At 60.6% G+C, this 15,184-nt stretch carries 15 protein-coding genes; 9 read left to right on the forward strand and 6 right to left on the reverse strand.

Annotation, left to right across the window (positions count from 1 at the left end; all coding sequences use genetic code 11):
• Positions 1–4: 4 nt before the first annotated feature.
• From ACP7DE_RS08780 to ACP7DE_RS08795, 4 genes are all read right to left on the reverse strand, one after another.
• Positions 5–1,147, reverse strand: coding sequence for a glycerophosphodiester phosphodiesterase (locus ACP7DE_RS08780; RefSeq protein ID WP_426071726.1), 1,143 nt, complete (start codon positions 1,145–1,147; stop codon positions 5–7).
• On the reverse strand, positions 1,147–3,561 hold the full coding sequence (locus tag ACP7DE_RS08785; RefSeq protein WP_426071727.1) for a TonB-dependent receptor: 2,415 nt from the start codon (positions 3,559–3,561) through the stop codon (positions 1,147–1,149). The genes ACP7DE_RS08780 and ACP7DE_RS08785 overlap by 1 nt, the downstream gene beginning before the upstream one ends.
• A gap of 149 nt (positions 3,562–3,710) precedes the next feature.
• Entirely contained in the window at positions 3,711–4,691 is a 981-nt protein-coding gene (gene hslO, locus ACP7DE_RS08790) for an Hsp33 family molecular chaperone HslO (RefSeq protein WP_426071728.1), read from the reverse strand.
• A gap of 4 nt (positions 4,692–4,695) precedes the next feature.
• Positions 4,696–5,220 (reverse strand): gamma carbonic anhydrase family protein, encoded by a 525-nt coding sequence (locus ACP7DE_RS08795; RefSeq protein ID WP_426071729.1) that lies wholly within the window; start codon positions 5,218–5,220, stop codon positions 4,696–4,698.
• A gap of 227 nt (positions 5,221–5,447) precedes the next feature.
• Between ACP7DE_RS08795 and ACP7DE_RS08800 the strand changes: the two genes are divergently transcribed.
• From ACP7DE_RS08800 to bamC, 8 genes are all read left to right on the forward strand, one after another.
• Positions 5,448–6,326, forward strand: a complete 879-nt coding sequence (locus tag ACP7DE_RS08800) for an alpha/beta fold hydrolase (RefSeq protein WP_426071730.1) — start codon at positions 5,448–5,450, stop codon at positions 6,324–6,326.
• A gap of 102 nt (positions 6,327–6,428) precedes the next feature.
• Positions 6,429–7,262, forward strand: coding sequence for a 3',5'-nucleoside bisphosphate phosphatase (locus ACP7DE_RS08805; RefSeq protein ID WP_426071731.1), 834 nt, complete (start codon positions 6,429–6,431; stop codon positions 7,260–7,262).
• Between the two features lie 93 nt (positions 7,263–7,355).
• Positions 7,356–8,240, forward strand: coding sequence for a protease HtpX (htpX, locus tag ACP7DE_RS08810; protein WP_426071732.1), 885 nt, complete (start codon positions 7,356–7,358; stop codon positions 8,238–8,240).
• A 38-nt stretch (positions 8,241–8,278) separates the two neighbouring features.
• Positions 8,279–8,902 (forward strand): L-threonylcarbamoyladenylate synthase, encoded by a 624-nt coding sequence (locus ACP7DE_RS08815; protein ID WP_426071733.1) that lies wholly within the window; start codon positions 8,279–8,281, stop codon positions 8,900–8,902.
• A gap of 83 nt (positions 8,903–8,985) precedes the next feature.
• Positions 8,986–9,663, forward strand: a complete 678-nt coding sequence (locus ACP7DE_RS08820) for a site-2 protease family protein (RefSeq protein ID WP_426071734.1) — start codon at positions 8,986–8,988, stop codon at positions 9,661–9,663.
• Between the two features lie 42 nt (positions 9,664–9,705).
• Positions 9,706–10,278 (forward strand): class I SAM-dependent methyltransferase, encoded by a 573-nt coding sequence (locus ACP7DE_RS08825; protein ID WP_426071735.1) that lies wholly within the window; start codon positions 9,706–9,708, stop codon positions 10,276–10,278.
• 84 nt (positions 10,279–10,362) lie between these two features.
• Positions 10,363–11,241, forward strand: coding sequence for a 4-hydroxy-tetrahydrodipicolinate synthase (gene dapA / locus ACP7DE_RS08830; RefSeq protein ID WP_426071736.1), 879 nt, complete (start codon positions 10,363–10,365; stop codon positions 11,239–11,241).
• 80 nt (positions 11,242–11,321) lie between these two features.
• A complete protein-coding gene (bamC, locus tag ACP7DE_RS08835) occupies positions 11,322–12,515 on the forward strand; it encodes an outer membrane protein assembly factor BamC (protein WP_426071737.1) in 1,194 nt (397 codons plus the stop codon).
• Positions 12,516–12,684: 169 nt separating this feature from the next.
• On the opposite strand, the gene ACP7DE_RS08840 is transcribed toward bamC, so the two are convergent.
• Together ACP7DE_RS08840 and ACP7DE_RS08845 are read right to left on the reverse strand one after the other, a co-directional pair.
• Positions 12,685–12,939, reverse strand: coding sequence for a hypothetical protein (locus tag ACP7DE_RS08840; protein ID WP_131687525.1), 255 nt, complete (start codon positions 12,937–12,939; stop codon positions 12,685–12,687).
• A gap of 353 nt (positions 12,940–13,292) precedes the next feature.
• The gene (locus ACP7DE_RS08845) at positions 13,293–14,414 is read right to left on the reverse strand and encodes a JmjC domain-containing protein (RefSeq protein WP_426071738.1); all 1,122 of its coding nucleotides are present in this window, start codon (positions 14,412–14,414) and stop codon (positions 13,293–13,295) included.
• Positions 14,415–14,507: 93 nt separating this feature from the next.
• On the opposite strand from ACP7DE_RS08845, the gene ACP7DE_RS08850 reads away from it, so the two are divergent.
• The gene (locus tag ACP7DE_RS08850; RefSeq protein WP_426071739.1) at positions 14,508–15,059 is read left to right on the forward strand and encodes an FKBP-type peptidyl-prolyl cis-trans isomerase; all 552 of its coding nucleotides are present in this window, start codon (positions 14,508–14,510) and stop codon (positions 15,057–15,059) included.
• The last annotated feature ends 125 nt before the right edge of the window (positions 15,060–15,184 follow it).

A 15,184-nucleotide genomic window follows, 5' to 3' on the forward strand; every position in this document is an offset into this window, starting at 1 on the left:
ATGTTTATCCTGCGGCGATGCGTCCCAGGCCCGGATCGTCGCTGAAAAAGCCGTCCAGTCCCGTTTCGATATAGCGCCGCATTTCCGCCACGGAACCGGCTTCGTTGCGCGCATTTTCGCCATTCCCGTCGCGGAAGTCGGCCGCCAGGAAACGGTTTTCCGGGCGGAAAGTCCAGGTGTGCAACAGCAAGCCCGCCTGGTGCGCAGCGTCGACGATGGACGAGGGCTTGGCCAGGCGCTGGTCGGCGCCCAGCGGGATGATGGCCCGCGTGGGCGGCGCCACCACGTCCGCGTAGGCAGCGATGTCGCGCAAGCCGGCCGGCGTCGTCATTTGTCCGAACGTCAGCTTGCCGCCTGCCTTGGCCACGTCTATCGGGCGCACATCGCCGCCCACCACCAGTTGCATCAGGCGCACGTTGGCGCGCCGTCCCAGCTTCTCGCGCAGGTACTTCAGATTCGCCACTTCGAAGGACTGGATCTCGATGGGCGCGCGGCGCGTGTACTCGTGCGCCAGCATGGTCGACAGGAAACGGTCTTCCAGCGCCAGGCCTGCATCGCGGAAGTACGTCGAGCTTTTCAGCTCCGGCACGAGGCCGATGATGCGTCCGCTGGCGGCAGATTGCGCTGCAACAAAATCGATGATTTCTTCCCAGGTGGGGATCTGGAATTGTCCATCGTACAAGGTGTTGCCGGTGCGGACTTTCGGCAGCCGTTCGATGGCGCGCAGGGTTTTCAATTCCGCCAGCGTGAAGTCGTCGACAAACCAGCCCTCGTGCCATTCGCCGTCGACCAGCTTCTTGCCGCGCCGGCTGGCAAATTCAGGCCGGCGCGCCACGTCGGTGGTGTCGATCAGGTTGCTTTCATGGCGCGCCACGAGGATGCCGTCGCGCGTGGCGACCAGGTCTGGCTCCACGTAATCGGCGCCGTCGAGGATAGCCTTGGCATACGAGGCCAAGGTGTGCTCGGGGCGCAGGGCGCTGGCGCCCCGGTGGGCGAACACCAGCGGACGGCTTGGCTTTGTTTCCAGCAGGCCGGTGGCAAAGCCGGGCGCGCTGGCCAGGGCCAGGCCGCCCACGGCCGCCTGGACGAAGCTGCGGCGAGAAAAGTGGCGTTGCGGCAACACCGGGGCGAGATGCGGCGCGCGCATCAGAACTCCGCTGTCAAGGTCAGGAAGCCCTGGCGCGGGGCGATGGGGAAGGTGTTATACGTCTTGTCGGCCGCGCCCACCACCACGTTCAGCGAACCTTCGCGGTTGGCCAGGTTGCTGATGTTGACGCGCCAGCGCGGGTTTTTCAGCCAGCTGGCCATGGCCGGCAGCTTGCCCGACACGCCCAGGCCCATCAGGAAATAGCTGGGCACGGACAAATCATTGGTGTACGTCGCGTAGCGCTTGCCCACATAGTCACCCGTCAGTTGCACTTCGATATCGCCAATGGTGGCCGAAGCCACGAACTTGTTCAGCCATTCCGGCGAGCCCGGCACGTTCTTGCCTGCCGTCAGTACCAGCGCGGCGCCATTGTTGTAATTGTCCGCGTACTGCGAGCGGTTGTATGACAGGGCATTGTAGAACGAAAAATTATTGCCGAAGTGAACGGTGCCGGCGATATCGATGCCGTCCGTACGCACGCTGCCCACGTTGGCCAGCACGGGGTTGCCACCGATGATGGAGGAAATCACGGGCGTCGGGCTGATCTGCAGCAAACGGTTGCTGAAATCGACGTGGTAGACATTGACTTGCCCATCGATGGCCGTAATGGCGCCCAGATTCAAGGGGTGACTGCCGCGCACGCCCACTTCATAAGTGAGGGCCGTTTCCGGCTTGGCATCGCGCTTGAACAGGTCGAACGCGGCCTGGCTCGACAAGCTCCATGGCGAAGCCCCGCCGCCGCCGTAGGTGACGAACTGGCGCATGTTTTTCTGGATATTGAAGTACAACTGGTCTTGCGGCGTGAAGTCCCAGCGCGCGCCCACTTGCGGCAAGAACCATTTCTTTGTGTTGATGGTGCCGACCGGCAAGGCCGTCGAACCGCCCGCAATGGCGCCCTTGGCCGGTTGCACGGGGAATTGGCCGTCGGCAAACTGCAGGCTGGATTTGAAGCCGGCCTGCAAGGCGATATCGGGACGGATGCGCCATTCATCCTGCAAGTGCAGCTGCACCACCTTGTTGTCGATCTCGCTGCCATATTGCGTGATCAAAGGATTGCTGGGGCGGTCGTACGGCGAAGTGGGCTTGTTGACGTCCAGCGCATACCAGCGGCGGTAGGCGGACGAGCGGTTCTGTTCCAGCCACAGGCCCGCTTCCAGTTGATGCTCGCCAATTTCCTTGCGCAGCGTGGAAATGAAGCCGCCCCGCTTGATGTCGTATTCCGTGGTGCGCACGGCGTAGCCCGAGTTGCCGAACACCTGTTTCAGGTTCTGTTTCGGGTAGTACACGCTGAACAGGCCCGGCAAGCCGGCCACGCCGATGGGGCCGGCCACCACGCCTGCGCCATCATCCTTGTGGTAATACACCTGGTTCGACCACGTCGTGCCTTCGGACAGGTTGGCGTCGAACTTGGCGTACGCCAGGTAATCGGTGCGCTGCGCATCGCTGTAGTAATTGCGATAATTGTTACCGTCCGCCGCAGGCGTGGCGCCCGTGGGCGACAGGTAATTCAGGGCCGCCTTGAAATCCGGATACAGGAAGGGACGCGTGTACGGTGCGCTCGTCTCGCCCTTCACGTGCACGGTGCTGTCTTCGTTCGGCTCGATCTTGTCCGAATAATTGAAAAACAGGGTCAGCTTGCCCGCCTCGCTGCGGTTGACGTACTTGGCATTGAACTGGTCGCCGCCCTGGCGCGCATCGAAATCCCAGGCGCGCGCTTCGTGGTGCAGGATGGAAAAGTAGGCGCTGCTGCCGTCGCCGAAGGCGCCCGTGTCGTAGCGGGCAAACGTGCGCGAGGTGCGGTGGCTGCCCACCGTTTGCTGCACGCTGGCGCCCTGCGTGGCCAGCGGGTCGCTGGAATAGGTTTCGATGGTGCCGCCCAGGTTGCTGGTCGAGGCTGTCGCCAGATCGCCCGCGCCCGACGACAGCACCACGCTGCGCACGTTTTCGCTGATCACGGCGCGCTGCGGCGACAGACCGTTGTAGTTGCCGTACTGCTGGTCGCCCAGCGGCACGCCATCCATGGTGTAGCCCAGTTGTTGACCGGAAAAACCATGCACGAACAGCGACAGGTTTTGCTCGTTGTTGCCCCACGGATCGGCCGTTTGGAAGCTGACGCCAGGCAAGGTTTGCAGGGCTTTCAGGGGATTCGTGCCGGGCAGGATTTTCTGGATTTCATTCTTGCTCAGGGCGACCGAAGAACGCGTCTTGCGCGAGGAAATCTCCACGGTGGTCATCGGGGCATTGTCGTCAGCGGCAGCCGGGGCGGCAGCGGCCATGTCGGTGGCGGCGGATGCCACGGCGGCGGCCACGGCCGTTTGCGCCAGCGCCGGCAGGGAGATGCCTGCGGCGCAGGCGCCTAGCAAAACGTGGAAGGAATGGCGGCGCAGGGCCAGCGTCAAGTGGGTGGTCATCATCAGCCTGTGGAAAGTGGGAAGTAATACAAGCTGCGCAGCGTAACGGCGGCGCGTGACGGGCTGATGACGAACTGATGACGGGAAGATGACAGTCGAAACAATGGCGCCGCCTGAGGGGCGGCGCGGGAATGATGGCGAAACTGTAATGCTTAGTTAATACTCGCTGCGGGGGGAATCAAGACTTCGGCCGGCGCATCCGTGATGAACAGCTGCGCGCAATCGACCTTGTCGAATTCGTAGTGCTGGCCGCAAAAATCGCAGTTCACGCCCACTTGTCCCACTTCGTCGAGCGTGCCGTTGACTTCTTCCTCGCCCAGCATCTTGAGCATATTGCCCACTTTTTCGCGCGTGCAGCTGCAATGGAAGCTTGGGTGCAGCGGGTCGAAGACGCGGATCGTTTCTTCCCAGAACAAGCGTTGCATCAGGGTTTCGATGTCGGTGGCGAGGATTTCTTCCTCTTTCAGGGTCGACGCCAGCATCACGGCGCGGTGCCATGTGTCCAGCGCGTCTTCTTCGGAGATAGGCGTCGCTTCGGCCTTGCCGCCGTGGTGCGGCAGCTTTTGCAGCAGCAGGCCGCGCGAGACGCTGTCGTCCGTGGCCAGCCACAAGCGCGTGTCGAGTTGTTCCGAACGCAACATGTAGTTTTCGATCACGGTCGCCATGTCGTCGCCGTCCAGCGGCACGATGCCCTGGTACGGTTGCTGGCCTGGCACCTTGTCGGCCGGGTCCAGGGTGATGATGAAGCGACCCTTGCCCGTGGCGTTGAGCAATTGCGGCACGGTGGCGACCTCGGGAATGGCGGCGTCCGGGTCCAGCTTGGCCGTGGCGCGCAGGCGCAAGTCCGAATCGCACTCGACCACCATCAGGCGCACGGGACCGTCACCATGGATTTGCATGATGATGGAACCGTTGAATTTCAGGTTGGCCGACAGCAGAGCGGCGGCGGCGACCATTTCACCCAGCACTTTTTTCACGGCCGTCGGGTAGGCGTGGCGCGCAACTACTTCCTGCCAGGTGCCGGAGACGTCGATGAACTGACCGCGCACGGCGGCGTTGTCAAAAATAAATTTTTGCAAGGTATCCTGGGTGGTGGCGGCTGCGCTGACAGCGCCCGTGGTTTCAGTCGTCATTCTCTTATCCAATCTTCTTGAGTTGCGTATTAAATAGCTGGCCGCGTTGCACATAGTTCACGGCGTTGCCTTGTAGCCTGGTGATATCGTCTACCGTCAGGGCCCGCACGGCTTTCGCCGGTGAGCCGATGATCAGCATATTGTCGGGAAATTCCTTGCCTTCCGTGACCAGGGCGCCTGCGCCGACCAGGCAGCCCTTGCCGATCTTCGCGCCATTCAGGATCACGGCCTGGATGCCGATCAGGGCGCCATCGCCAATCGTGCATCCATGCAACATCGCCTGGTGGCCGATGGTCACGTTCTGGCCGATGTCGAGCGGGTAGCCCGGATCCGTGTGCAGCACGGCGCCTTCCTGCACATTGCTGTTGGCACCCACGGTGATGCGTTCATTGTCGCCGCGGATGGTGGCGCCGAACCATACGGACGTATTCGCTTCCAGCGTCACCTTGCCGATCACGTTGGCCGTGTCGGCAACAAAAGCGGAAGCGTCAATCTGTGGCGCATCGGCGCCCAATTGGTAGAGTGTCATCGTTAGCCTATGGCGGTGGTGGAAGCGCCGGGCTGGGCCGGACGCGGAAGTTTTGCTTGGCTTACCTGCTATGTACGCTATTTTACGCTGTTGCAGGGCAAATCCTGGCGCCGACCACCAATCCGGTATAATTATCGAACGGTCGTACTTTTATGTTCGTACTATTTACAGACACAGCATGTGGCGCCATCCGCGCCACTTTCAAGGCAGGCAATGAGATGAAACCCATGAAACTTTCCCGTTCCGAATTCATCAACATCCGCAGCGCCCGCACGCATGTGCGTCATTGGGGCCGCGAAGGCGCGCCCATCCTGTTCATGGTACACGGCTGGATGGACGTGGCCGCCTCGTTCCAGTTCGTCGTCGACGAGCTGGCAGGCGACTGGCACTTGATCGCGCCCGACTGGCGCGGTTTTGGCCTCAGCGACTACACGCAGTCCGATACTTACTGGTTCCCCGATTACCTGGCCGACCTGGACGCCATGCTGCTGCACTATTCGCCGGACGCACCCGTCAAGTTGCTCGGTCACAGCATGGGCGCCAACGTGGCCGGCTTGTATGCGGGCGTGCGGCCCGAGCGCATCAGCCGCTTCATCAACCTGGAAGGCTTCGGCATGATGGCGACGGAGCCGGAGCAGGCGCCGGGCCGCTACGCCAAGTGGCTGGACGAATTGCGCGAGCCGCCCGCCATGCGCAGCTATCCGAGTCAACAGGCCGTGGCCGAGCGCCTGCAAAAGACCAATCCGCGCCTGCCGGACGCGCGCGCAGCTTTCCTGGCCGAACACTGGTCGGCGCAGAACGAGGCGGGCGAGTGGGACATCATGGGCGACCCGCAGCACAAGCGCGTCAATCCCATCCTGTATCAGGTGGAAGAAGTGATGGCGTGCTGGCGCCGCATCACGGCGCCCGTGCTGTGGGTGGAGGCGATGGAGACGAATATGTGGCAATGGATGGGACCAAAGGACGAGGCGCGCATCGAAATCGACCGGCGTTTGGCCTGCATCAAGGATGTGCGCTGCGAAATGATGGCGGACGCGGGCCACATGCTGCACCATGACCAGCCGGCGGAGCTGGCGCGCCTGGTGGAAACCTTCCTGGCGCAGTAATGCATTGGCGCAACTGTGTCGCTAACGCGACTTCCTTATCGGGCAAGCAGCGTACAATGAAAGCTTCTTTCATGCTGAGCCCGTGCAGGGTATTGTTTTCACATGCTTAAAGTCGACCTGCATTGTCATTCGAATATTTCCGACGGCGTGCTCGCGCCTGCCGCCGTGGCCGCGTACGCTTGCCGCGCGGGCGTCGATGTGTGGGCACTCACGGACCACGATGAAGTGTCCGGTATCGCCGCCGCGCGCACGGCCGCGCTGGACCTGGGCATGCGTTTCGTGGCCGGCGTGGAAATTTCCATCACTTGGGCCGGCCAGACCGTGCACATCGTGGGCTTGCAAGTCGATGAAAACAATCCGGGTCTCGTACAGGGCTTGCACCAGACACGCTCCGGGCGCGACGCGCGCGGCCGCGAAATCGCCCGCCAGCTGGACCTGGCCGGCATCCCCGACGCCTATGAAGGGGCCTTGAAATTTGTCGGCAACCCGGATTTGATGTCGCGCACGCATTTCGCCCGCTACATCGTGGAAATGGGGAAATGCGCGAATATCCCTGACGTGTTCAAGAAATACCTGTCGGAAGGCAAGCCGGGTTATGTCGAGCACCGTTGGGCCACCCTGGCCGAGTCGGTGGGCTGGATACGCGGCGCGGGCGGCGTGGCCGTCATCGCCCATCCGGGCCGCTACCGCTTCAGCGACATGGCGCAAGGCGTGCTGTTCGATGAATTCAAGCAGCTCGGCGGCGTGGCTATCGAAGTCGTCACGGGCAGTCACAGTCCGGATCAGTATCCGGAATACGCGCAGCTGGCCAACGCCTACGGCTTCCTCGCTTCGCGCGGCACGGATTTCCATGCGCCAGGCGAGTCGCGCGTGGATTTTGCCAAGCTGCCGCCTTTACCTGCCAACGTGACCCCGATCTGGCACGACTGGTTCTAAGGTACGGCTGGCCGGCGCCTGCCGAGCAGGGCTTGAAAAGTCGCGACCACATACTTATCTTTTAGTTATTATTGTTTTTCGGAGCCATCGCCCATGAAACGTATCGTCCTTTTTGTTGTCACCAACCTGGCCGTGATGCTGGTGCTGTCGCTCGTCCTCAGCTTGCTGGGCGTGGGCAACCCGGCACGCGGCAGCACTCTGAACCTGGGCAGCCTGCTGGTGTTTTCGCTGGTGGTGGGGTTCACGGGGTCGATCTTTTCCCTGTTGATCAGCAAACCCATGGCCAAGTGGAGCACGGGCGCGCGCGTGATCGACAACCCGACCTCGTCAACCGAATTGTGGCTGGTCAATACCGTGCGCGCCCTGTCCGAGCGGGCCGGCATCGGCATGCCGGAAGTGGCCGTGTATGAAGGTGAGGCGAATGCCTTCGCCACGGGCGCCTTCAAAAATTCGGCGCTGGTGGCTGTCTCGACGGGTTTGCTGCAAAGCATGAACCGCGATGAAGTCGAAGCCGTGCTGGGCCACGAGATCGCCCACGTCGCCAATGGCGACATGGTCACCCTGACCCTGATCCAGGGTGTGGTGAATACCTTTGTCGTCTTCATGGCCCGCGTGGTGGGTTTCTTTGTCGACAATGTGCTGTTGAAAAATAACAACCGCGAAGGCGGCGGACGCGGCATCGGCTATTTCGTCACCGTCATGGTGTGCGAAGTGATCTTTGGCTTGCTCGCTTCCATCATCGTGGCCTGGTTCTCGCGCCAGCGCGAATTTCGCGCCGATGCCGGTTCGGCCAAACTGTTGGGCAGCCCCACGCCGATGATGCATGCGCTGGCCCGCCTGGGCGGCGTACCGCCGGGCGAGCTGCCTCAATCGATGCAGGCGCTGGGCATCAGCGGCGGCAATGGCGGCTGGGGCGCGCTGTTTGCCACCCATCCGCCTCTCGAACAACGTATTGCCGCGCTGCGCGGCGTACAATAATGCTAACTTAACAAGCTGGTTCGCCAGAATGCTTACACATGAGTCAATTTTTTCATATTCACCCTGAGAATCCGCAATTGCGCCTGATCAAGCAGGCGGCACAAATCATCCAGTCCGGCGGCGTCGTGGCCTTGCCCACGGATTCCTGCTACGCACTGGTGTGTCAGCTCGACGACAAAGGCGCCGTCGAGCGCCTGCGCCGCATCCGTGGCGTGGATGAAAAGCATCACCTGACCTTGCTGTGCCGCGACTTGAGCGAGCTGGGTGTATATGCCCGCGTCGACAACCGCCAGTTCCGCCTGCTCAAGGCAGCCACGCCGGGCGCTTACACCTTCATCCTGGAAGCGACCAAGGAAGTACCGCGCCGCCTCAGTCATCCTTCGCGCAAGACCATCGGCCTGCGCGTGCCCCAGCACCGCATCGTGCAAAGCCTGCTGGACGAGCTGGGCCAGCCACTGCTGGGCGCCACCCTGACCCTGCCCGGCGACGAAGACAGCCTGACGGATGCCGACACGATCCGCGAGCGCCTGGAGAAGCTGGTCGACCTGATCATCGATGGCGGCGTCTGCGCGCATGGCCCCAGCACCGTGATCGACCTGACGGGTGCGGAGCCGGAAGTGGTGCGCGTGGGACGCGGCGACCCGGCTGCGCTGGGCTTGTAGTGGCTGGCGCAGGGCGCTGGATTTACCTATCTTTAATGGCAACATAAGAAAGGCTCCAGTACGCCTCTGGTAGAATCTCGGTCATGAGCGATTTCAATACGATAGTCCAGACCGTTGCGGTGTACCTGGTGCCGGTGCTGTTTGCCATTTCCCTGCATGAGGCGGCGCATGGCTACGCGGCGCGCTATTTCGGCGACCCTACGGCCTCGAACGAGGGCAGGTTGAGCCTCAATCCCATCCGGCATATCGATCCTTTCGGCACGATACTGCTGCCCTTGATACTGTATTTCACGATCCAGGTACCGTTTGGCTATGCCAAGCCGGTGCCCGTCGACTTCAGCCGTCTGCGCAATCCGAAGAAGCAGATGGCGTGGGTGGCATTTGCCGGTCCCGGCGCGAATTTCGTCATGGGCTTGGGCTGGATGATCGCCTTTGTCGTCCTTAGCGTCATGCCGCCGACGGAAATGGCCATGTTTTTCCGCAAGATGGCCGGTGCCGGCGTCAGCGTGAATGCGGCCATGTTTGTCTTTAACCTGATTCCCGTGCCGCCCCTCGATGGCGGGCGCATCATGACTGGCTTGCTGCCGATGCAGCTGGCGCGTCCTTACGCCAGCATCGAGCGCTACAGCCTGTATGTGTTCGGCGCCCTGGTGCTGCTGATGTACACGGGCATATTGAACCGCGCCTTGCTGGCGGCGATCGAATTTGTGATTGGCATTTTTGTCGCCGTGGTCACGCCCCTGACGGCACTATTGACTTGATGCCCGCAACTAGATGGTCGCAAATAATTGATGGAAATACCGATGCAAGTAATTGAACCAACTATAGAAACTGAAGCGATTTCCGCTTGGGTACGTCGCTGGGCGCCCCTGATCCCGGGCGGCGAAGTGCTGGACCTGGCCTGCGGCGCCGGGCGCCATGCGCGCCACCTGGTGAGTCTGGGCCACCCCGTCATCGCGCTCGACCATGATCCGGAAATGCTGGAAAAGGCGGCCGGCACGGGCATCACTACCTCGCTGGTGGACCTGGAAGCGCCGGGCGCCGTGTGGCCGTTCGCCCCCGGGCGCTTTGCCGGCATTGTTGTCACCAATTATCTGCACCGGCCCTTGCTGGAAGCCATGGTGGCTAGCCTGGCGCCCGATGGCGTGCTGCTGTACGAAACGTTTGCCGAAGGTAATGAGCAGTTTGGCAAGCCGTCGAATCCGAAATTCCTGCTGAAGGAAGGCGAAATGCTGAGCTGGGCGGTGCAGCACGGCTTGCGTGTGGTAGCGTACGAAGATGGACGCGTGGAACAGCCAAAAGCTGCTCTGGTGCAACGAATTTGTGCCGTCCGCCCGGATTTTCCACGGTTGGCGGCCCTGCTGCCGACGTTTTGAGCGGCCATACTATGTCAGAATGCACCACAGGCGCGGGCTATCCGCTACAATCGTTGTTTTATTTATCGGCGCTATAAACTTACTATGATCAAGGGCAGCATTGTAGCAATCGTCACCCCGATGCACGCAGACGGCAGTCTGGACTTTCCAGGTCTGCGCAAGCTGATCGACTGGCATATCGCCGAGGGTACGGACGGCATCGTCATCGTTGGCACGACGGGCGAATCGGCAACAGTCAGCGTAGAAGAACACTGCGAGCTGATCCGGTTGACCGTCGAACATGCCAAGGGACGCATTCCTATCATCGCCGGCGCCGGAGGCAACTCCACGGCCGAGGCCATCAAACTGACGCGCTATGCAAAAGAAGCGGGCGCCGATGCTGTCCTGCAAGTGGTGCCGTACTACAACCGTCCTACCCAGGAAGGCATGTACCAGCACTTCAAGGCCATCGCCGAAGCCGTCGATATTCCTGTCATTCTGTATAACGTGCCTGGCCGCACGGTTGCCGACATGGGCAACGAGACCATCGTGCGCCTGTCCGCCATCCCGAATATCGTCGGCGTGAAAGATGCGACCGGCAATATCGGCCGCGGCATCGACTTGCTGCGCCTCGTGCCGGCCGACTTCGCCGTGTACTCGGGCGACGATCCGACGGCCATGGCGCTGATGTTTTGCGGCGGCCACGGCAATATTTCCGTGACGGCCAACGTGGCGCCGCGCGCCATGCACGAACTGTGCGTTGCGGCCATGGCGGGCGAGCGTGCCACGGCGATCGCCATCAATAACAAAGTTTTTCCTCTGCACCAGAAATTGTTTGTCGAGCCCAATCCGGTGCCCGTCAAATGGGCGCTGGCCGAAATGGGCCTGATGCCGGCCGGCATACGTTTGCCATTGGTGCCACTGGCTGAAAATTGCCATGCTATCGTGCGCGATGCCTTGCGCGACGCCGGCATCCTGTCTTAAGGCCGAACTTCAAACCGGACTTGACCAGTCCGGACCTTCCCTGATTCCAGCTGCTACTTAGCTTCTTATCCAGTTACGACATGACTAATTGCAAGAAAAACCAATCGGCGCCTGCCACCATCGCCGTCCGCGGCATCGTCATCGGCGCCATCGCAGCCAGCCTCGCGGGCTGCGGCATGATCAGTTCGGTAGTCGGCGGCGACAAGGTCGACTACAAGTCGGTCAAGAAAGCCGGCACCCTGGACGTGCCGCCTGACCTGACGCAATTGCAGCAGGACAACCGCTACTCCCTGCCGGATTCGAAAAACGGCGTGGCCACGGCTTCCGGCTATAACGCGCAGCGCAACGCCACGGCCGGCACGCCCGTCATCGTGGGCGCCGACGGCGTGGTGGGCGTCGTGCCAGTCACGGCCGGTGGCGTGAAGGTCGAGCGCGCGGGCAACCAGCGCTGGCTGGTCGTCAAGCAGTCGCCTGAAGTGCTGTGGCCGCAACTCAAGCAGTTCTGGGAAGATTCCGGCTTTACCGTCGCCATCGACCAGCCCACGGCTGGCATCATGGAAACCGAGTGGAATGAAAACCGTGCCAAGTTGCCGCAAGACTTTATCCGCAACACCATAGGCAAGGCCTTCGATTCGATGTACTCGACAGGTGAAAAAGACAAGTTCCGCACCCGCGTGGAGCGCCTGGCCGATGGTTCGACCGAGATCTACATCAGCCACCGTGGCGTGGAAGAGGTCGTTACGGGCCGCGACAAGGAAACCACCACCTGGACCGCGCGGCCGAATGATCCGGGCCTGGAAGCACAATTTCTGGCCAAGCTGATGACGCGCCTGGGCGCGGCCAGCGACGAAGCGCAAGCGAAGACGGCCGTCGACGGCGCCATCGTGCAGCCGCTGCACGCCAAACTGGTGGGCGACGCCGCCACGCCGGCGCGCGGCATCGAAGTCGATGAAGGCTTCGACCGCGCCTGGCGCCGTGTCGGCCTGGCGCTGGACCGCGTCGGCTTCACTGTGGAAGACCGCGACCGTACGCAAGGCACGTATTTCGTACGTTACGTCGATCCGGATGCTGTGAAGAAAGATGGTTTCTTCTCGAAACTGTTCAGCTGGGGCTCGTCGTCCGACAAGGACAAGGAAGCGCAGCGCTACCGCGTTCTGGTCAAGGCTGGCAATGGCGCGACCAGCCTGGTCAGCATCCTCAGCAACGAAGGCAAACCCGATACCTCGCCAGTGGCCGAGAAGATCCTGGGCTTGCTGAACGATCAGCTGAAATAAGTAGTACATTCGCGGCAGGCATCAGAGCCTGCCGCACATTAAATAAGCTGGCCCGGGAAACCGTGCCAGCTTTTTTATTGCCGATTGCCAGCGTTTTATCCGGCGCATAAAACTGCGGACGCAAAAAAGCCGGCCCGAGGGCCGGCTTTCTTTCCTGCGGGGTGCTAAATTACTTAGCAGCCGATGCAGCAGCCGAAGCAGCCGAAGCAGCGTCGGTAGCGGCCGAAGCGGCAGCCGTAGCAGCAGCAGCAGCGTCGGTAGCGGCCGAAGCAGCAGCGTCAGCAGCAGCAGCTGGAGCAGCTTCAACTACTGGTGCTGGTGCTGGGGTTTCAACTACTGGTGCTGGTGCAGGAGCTTCTTCTTTTTTGCTGCAAGCAGCCAGAGCAACAACCATCAGGGAGGCGATCAGCAGGGATTTTTTCATTTGTTTTCCTTAATTATTTCAAAAAATAAATCAATATTGTTGCGATGAATAATTACCGGTAATTATCGCTCGTTAGGTCGTCTTCGAAGGCTTTTCGTACCAGGTGGTGCCTGCCAGACAACGGAAACTTCCTAACCGAATATTATAGCGATTTTTGGTGCGTCGCAATAGGAGCAAGAGGCAAATTCGCAACTATTTTGTGATATCGCAATATTTGCCGAAGCAAATTGCAAGCAAGTGTAAGCGATTTGCGAAAGCGCGACAAAACGATATAAAAATAATATGTTTCATTGCGCTAACGCAGATGCTGTCATTTCATCTCCTGTAATACCACTTTGCTACGCCACGATCATTCAGGCCAGTTCGATCCAGCCATCCTGATACCAAGTATATAACGCATCCATCACGTCATCGGAAGCCTGGGCCACGGCGGCGCCATTGAGGGCGCGTTCGTTGGCCAGGATTTCCAGGGCCGCTTTGTCGGCCTTGCCAATGGCAAACGATTCACCATTGATGAAGACATTCTTGCCACGATACAGCATCAGCGTCTTGCGCGACAACACAACGCCCTTTTTCTGTGCGGCGTCCGCGAAGCGGCCCACCGTCAACGGCTTGGACAGCGGCGTGAAAAACACATTGTGTTTCGGTTCCGACAGGTGTTCGCCCAGGAAGATGGTCACGTCTTCTTCCGTGAAGCGCACCTTGTTTATTTCTTCCGTGATGATGCTGAGCATTTCGCGGGGGATTTCCGCCGGTTTGTCCGACGCTTTCAAGTCGGGATCGCTGTAGATGCCCGGTAAGTCGATCGAGTCGGCCATGAATTGCAGGAAAGCTTCGCCCAGTTCCTGGAACGTGGGTGAGCGGAAGCCGATCGAATACGTCTGACAGTCGCCGATGGCCACGCCGTCGTGCGCGTAGTGGGGCGGCAGATACAGCATGTCGCCCGGTTCCAGCGTGAATTCTTCGTTGGGCGTGAAGTTGCTGAGGATTTTCAGCGGCAAGCCGTCGATCAGGCTCAGGTCCTTCTGCGCGCCGATGCGCCAGTGGCGTTTGCCCTGGCCTTGCAGCAGGAACACGTCGTAGGAATCGAAATGCGGGCCCACGCCGCCGCCATCGGTGGCGAAGCTGACCATCAGGTCGTCCAGGCGCGCGTCCGGCAGGAAACGGAACTGGCGCAGCAGGGCGTCGGCCTTGGCGCTGTGCAGATTGGCGCCCTGCACCAGCAAGGTCCATTCTTTCTGTTTCAGCGATGGCAGGCTGGTCAGCGGGCCTTGCTGCATGTTCCAGTGTCCATCCGCATGGCTGACCAGGCGCGATTCGACGTGGTCCAAGGCAGCCAGCTCGGTCAGGGCCTTGATATCGAACAGCGCCTTGAAGCCAGGTACGGCTTGACGGATCAACAAGGGTTTTTTATGCCAGTAGTCGCGCAGGAATTGCGCCGGCGTGATATCGCCGAGGAGAGTTAATTTTTTCATGCGCCCATTATAACAACCGGAAATGCAGGAATGCGCCTGCCGTTGGCGGCGTGAAGGTATAATTTGCCAGCTTATACAATGAAAGGAAGCATAATGAAGATTGCCAAAAATACGGTCGTGACTGTCAACTACAAACTGTCAGACGCGCAAGACAATCTGATCGAAGACGGCCGTCAGCCGATGGTCTACCTGCACGGCGATTATGAAAACACCCTGCCGAAGATCGAAGAAGAGCTCGATGGCAAGGAAGTTGGCTATTCCAACACGATCCAGATCGAACCGGATGATGCTTTCGGTGAATACGATCCAGCCCTGGTGAAGGTTGAGCCGCGCAATCGCCTGCCTGAGCCGCTGGAAGTGGGCATGCAGTTCGAAGGCATGCCGGAAAGCGATTCGCCGGACGAAGAAGCGATGATCTTCACGGTGACCGATATCGCCGACGACAAAGTCGTGCTGGACGGCAACCATCCACTGGCCGGCATCGCGCTGCGCTTCTCGCTGACCGTCGCTGACGTACGTGTAGCCACCGACGAAGAAATTGCCCATGGCCACGTGCATGGCGCACACGGCCATGACCATGGCGATGAAGATGATGAAGGCGACGGCGAAGAGGGCGACCACTTCCGCACCCACCCTATCCACTAATCTGGAGACGCCTGACCAAACCTGCTGCGCGGCGCGCTTTGCGGCCGGCGATGCTCACCGTACTGGAGTACGGTTGCGCTTCTCGGCCACAAATCACTGCCGCTCGCTACGGTTTTGTCAGGCGT

Source organism: Janthinobacterium sp. DSP2-3-3, assembly GCF_049897325.1.
Lineage (GTDB): Bacteria > Pseudomonadota > Gammaproteobacteria > Burkholderiales > Burkholderiaceae_D > Janthinobacterium.

Excerpts from the sequence above, each read along its gene's own strand:
- ACP7DE_RS08840 (WP_131687525.1), bottom strand. The coding sequence starts at position 12,939 with ATGAAAAAATCCCTGCTGATCGCCTCCCTGATGGTTGTTGCTCTGGCT.
- dapA (WP_426071736.1), top strand. The coding sequence starts at position 10,363 with ATGATCAAGGGCAGCATTGTAGCAATCGTCACCCCGATGCACGCAGAC.
- ACP7DE_RS08825 (WP_426071735.1), top strand. The coding sequence starts at position 9,706 with ATGCAAGTAATTGAACCAACTATAGAAACTGAAGCGATTTCCGCTTGG.
- ACP7DE_RS08820 (WP_426071734.1), top strand. The coding sequence starts at position 8,986 with ATGAGCGATTTCAATACGATAGTCCAGACCGTTGCGGTGTACCTGGTG.
- ACP7DE_RS08780 (WP_426071726.1), bottom strand. The coding sequence starts at position 1,147 with ATGCGCGCGCCGCATCTCGCCCCGGTGTTGCCGCAACGCCACTTTTCT.
- bamC (WP_426071737.1), top strand. The coding sequence starts at position 11,322 with ATGACTAATTGCAAGAAAAACCAATCGGCGCCTGCCACCATCGCCGTC.
- ACP7DE_RS08845 (WP_426071738.1), bottom strand. The coding sequence starts at position 14,414 with ATGAAAAAATTAACTCTCCTCGGCGATATCACGCCGGCGCAATTCCTG.
- ACP7DE_RS08795 (WP_426071729.1), bottom strand. The coding sequence starts at position 5,220 with ATGACACTCTACCAATTGGGCGCCGATGCGCCACAGATTGACGCTTCC.
- hslO (WP_426071728.1), bottom strand. The coding sequence starts at position 4,691 with ATGACGACTGAAACCACGGGCGCTGTCAGCGCAGCCGCCACCACCCAG.
- ACP7DE_RS08805 (WP_426071731.1), top strand. The coding sequence starts at position 6,429 with ATGCTTAAAGTCGACCTGCATTGTCATTCGAATATTTCCGACGGCGTG.
- ACP7DE_RS08785 (WP_426071727.1), bottom strand. The coding sequence starts at position 3,561 with ATGATGACCACCCACTTGACGCTGGCCCTGCGCCGCCATTCCTTCCAC.
- htpX (WP_426071732.1), top strand. The coding sequence starts at position 7,356 with ATGAAACGTATCGTCCTTTTTGTTGTCACCAACCTGGCCGTGATGCTG.
- ACP7DE_RS08850 (WP_426071739.1), top strand. The coding sequence starts at position 14,508 with ATGAAGATTGCCAAAAATACGGTCGTGACTGTCAACTACAAACTGTCA.
- ACP7DE_RS08815 (WP_426071733.1), top strand. The coding sequence starts at position 8,279 with ATGAGTCAATTTTTTCATATTCACCCTGAGAATCCGCAATTGCGCCTG.
- ACP7DE_RS08800 (WP_426071730.1), top strand. The coding sequence starts at position 5,448 with ATGAAACTTTCCCGTTCCGAATTCATCAACATCCGCAGCGCCCGCACG.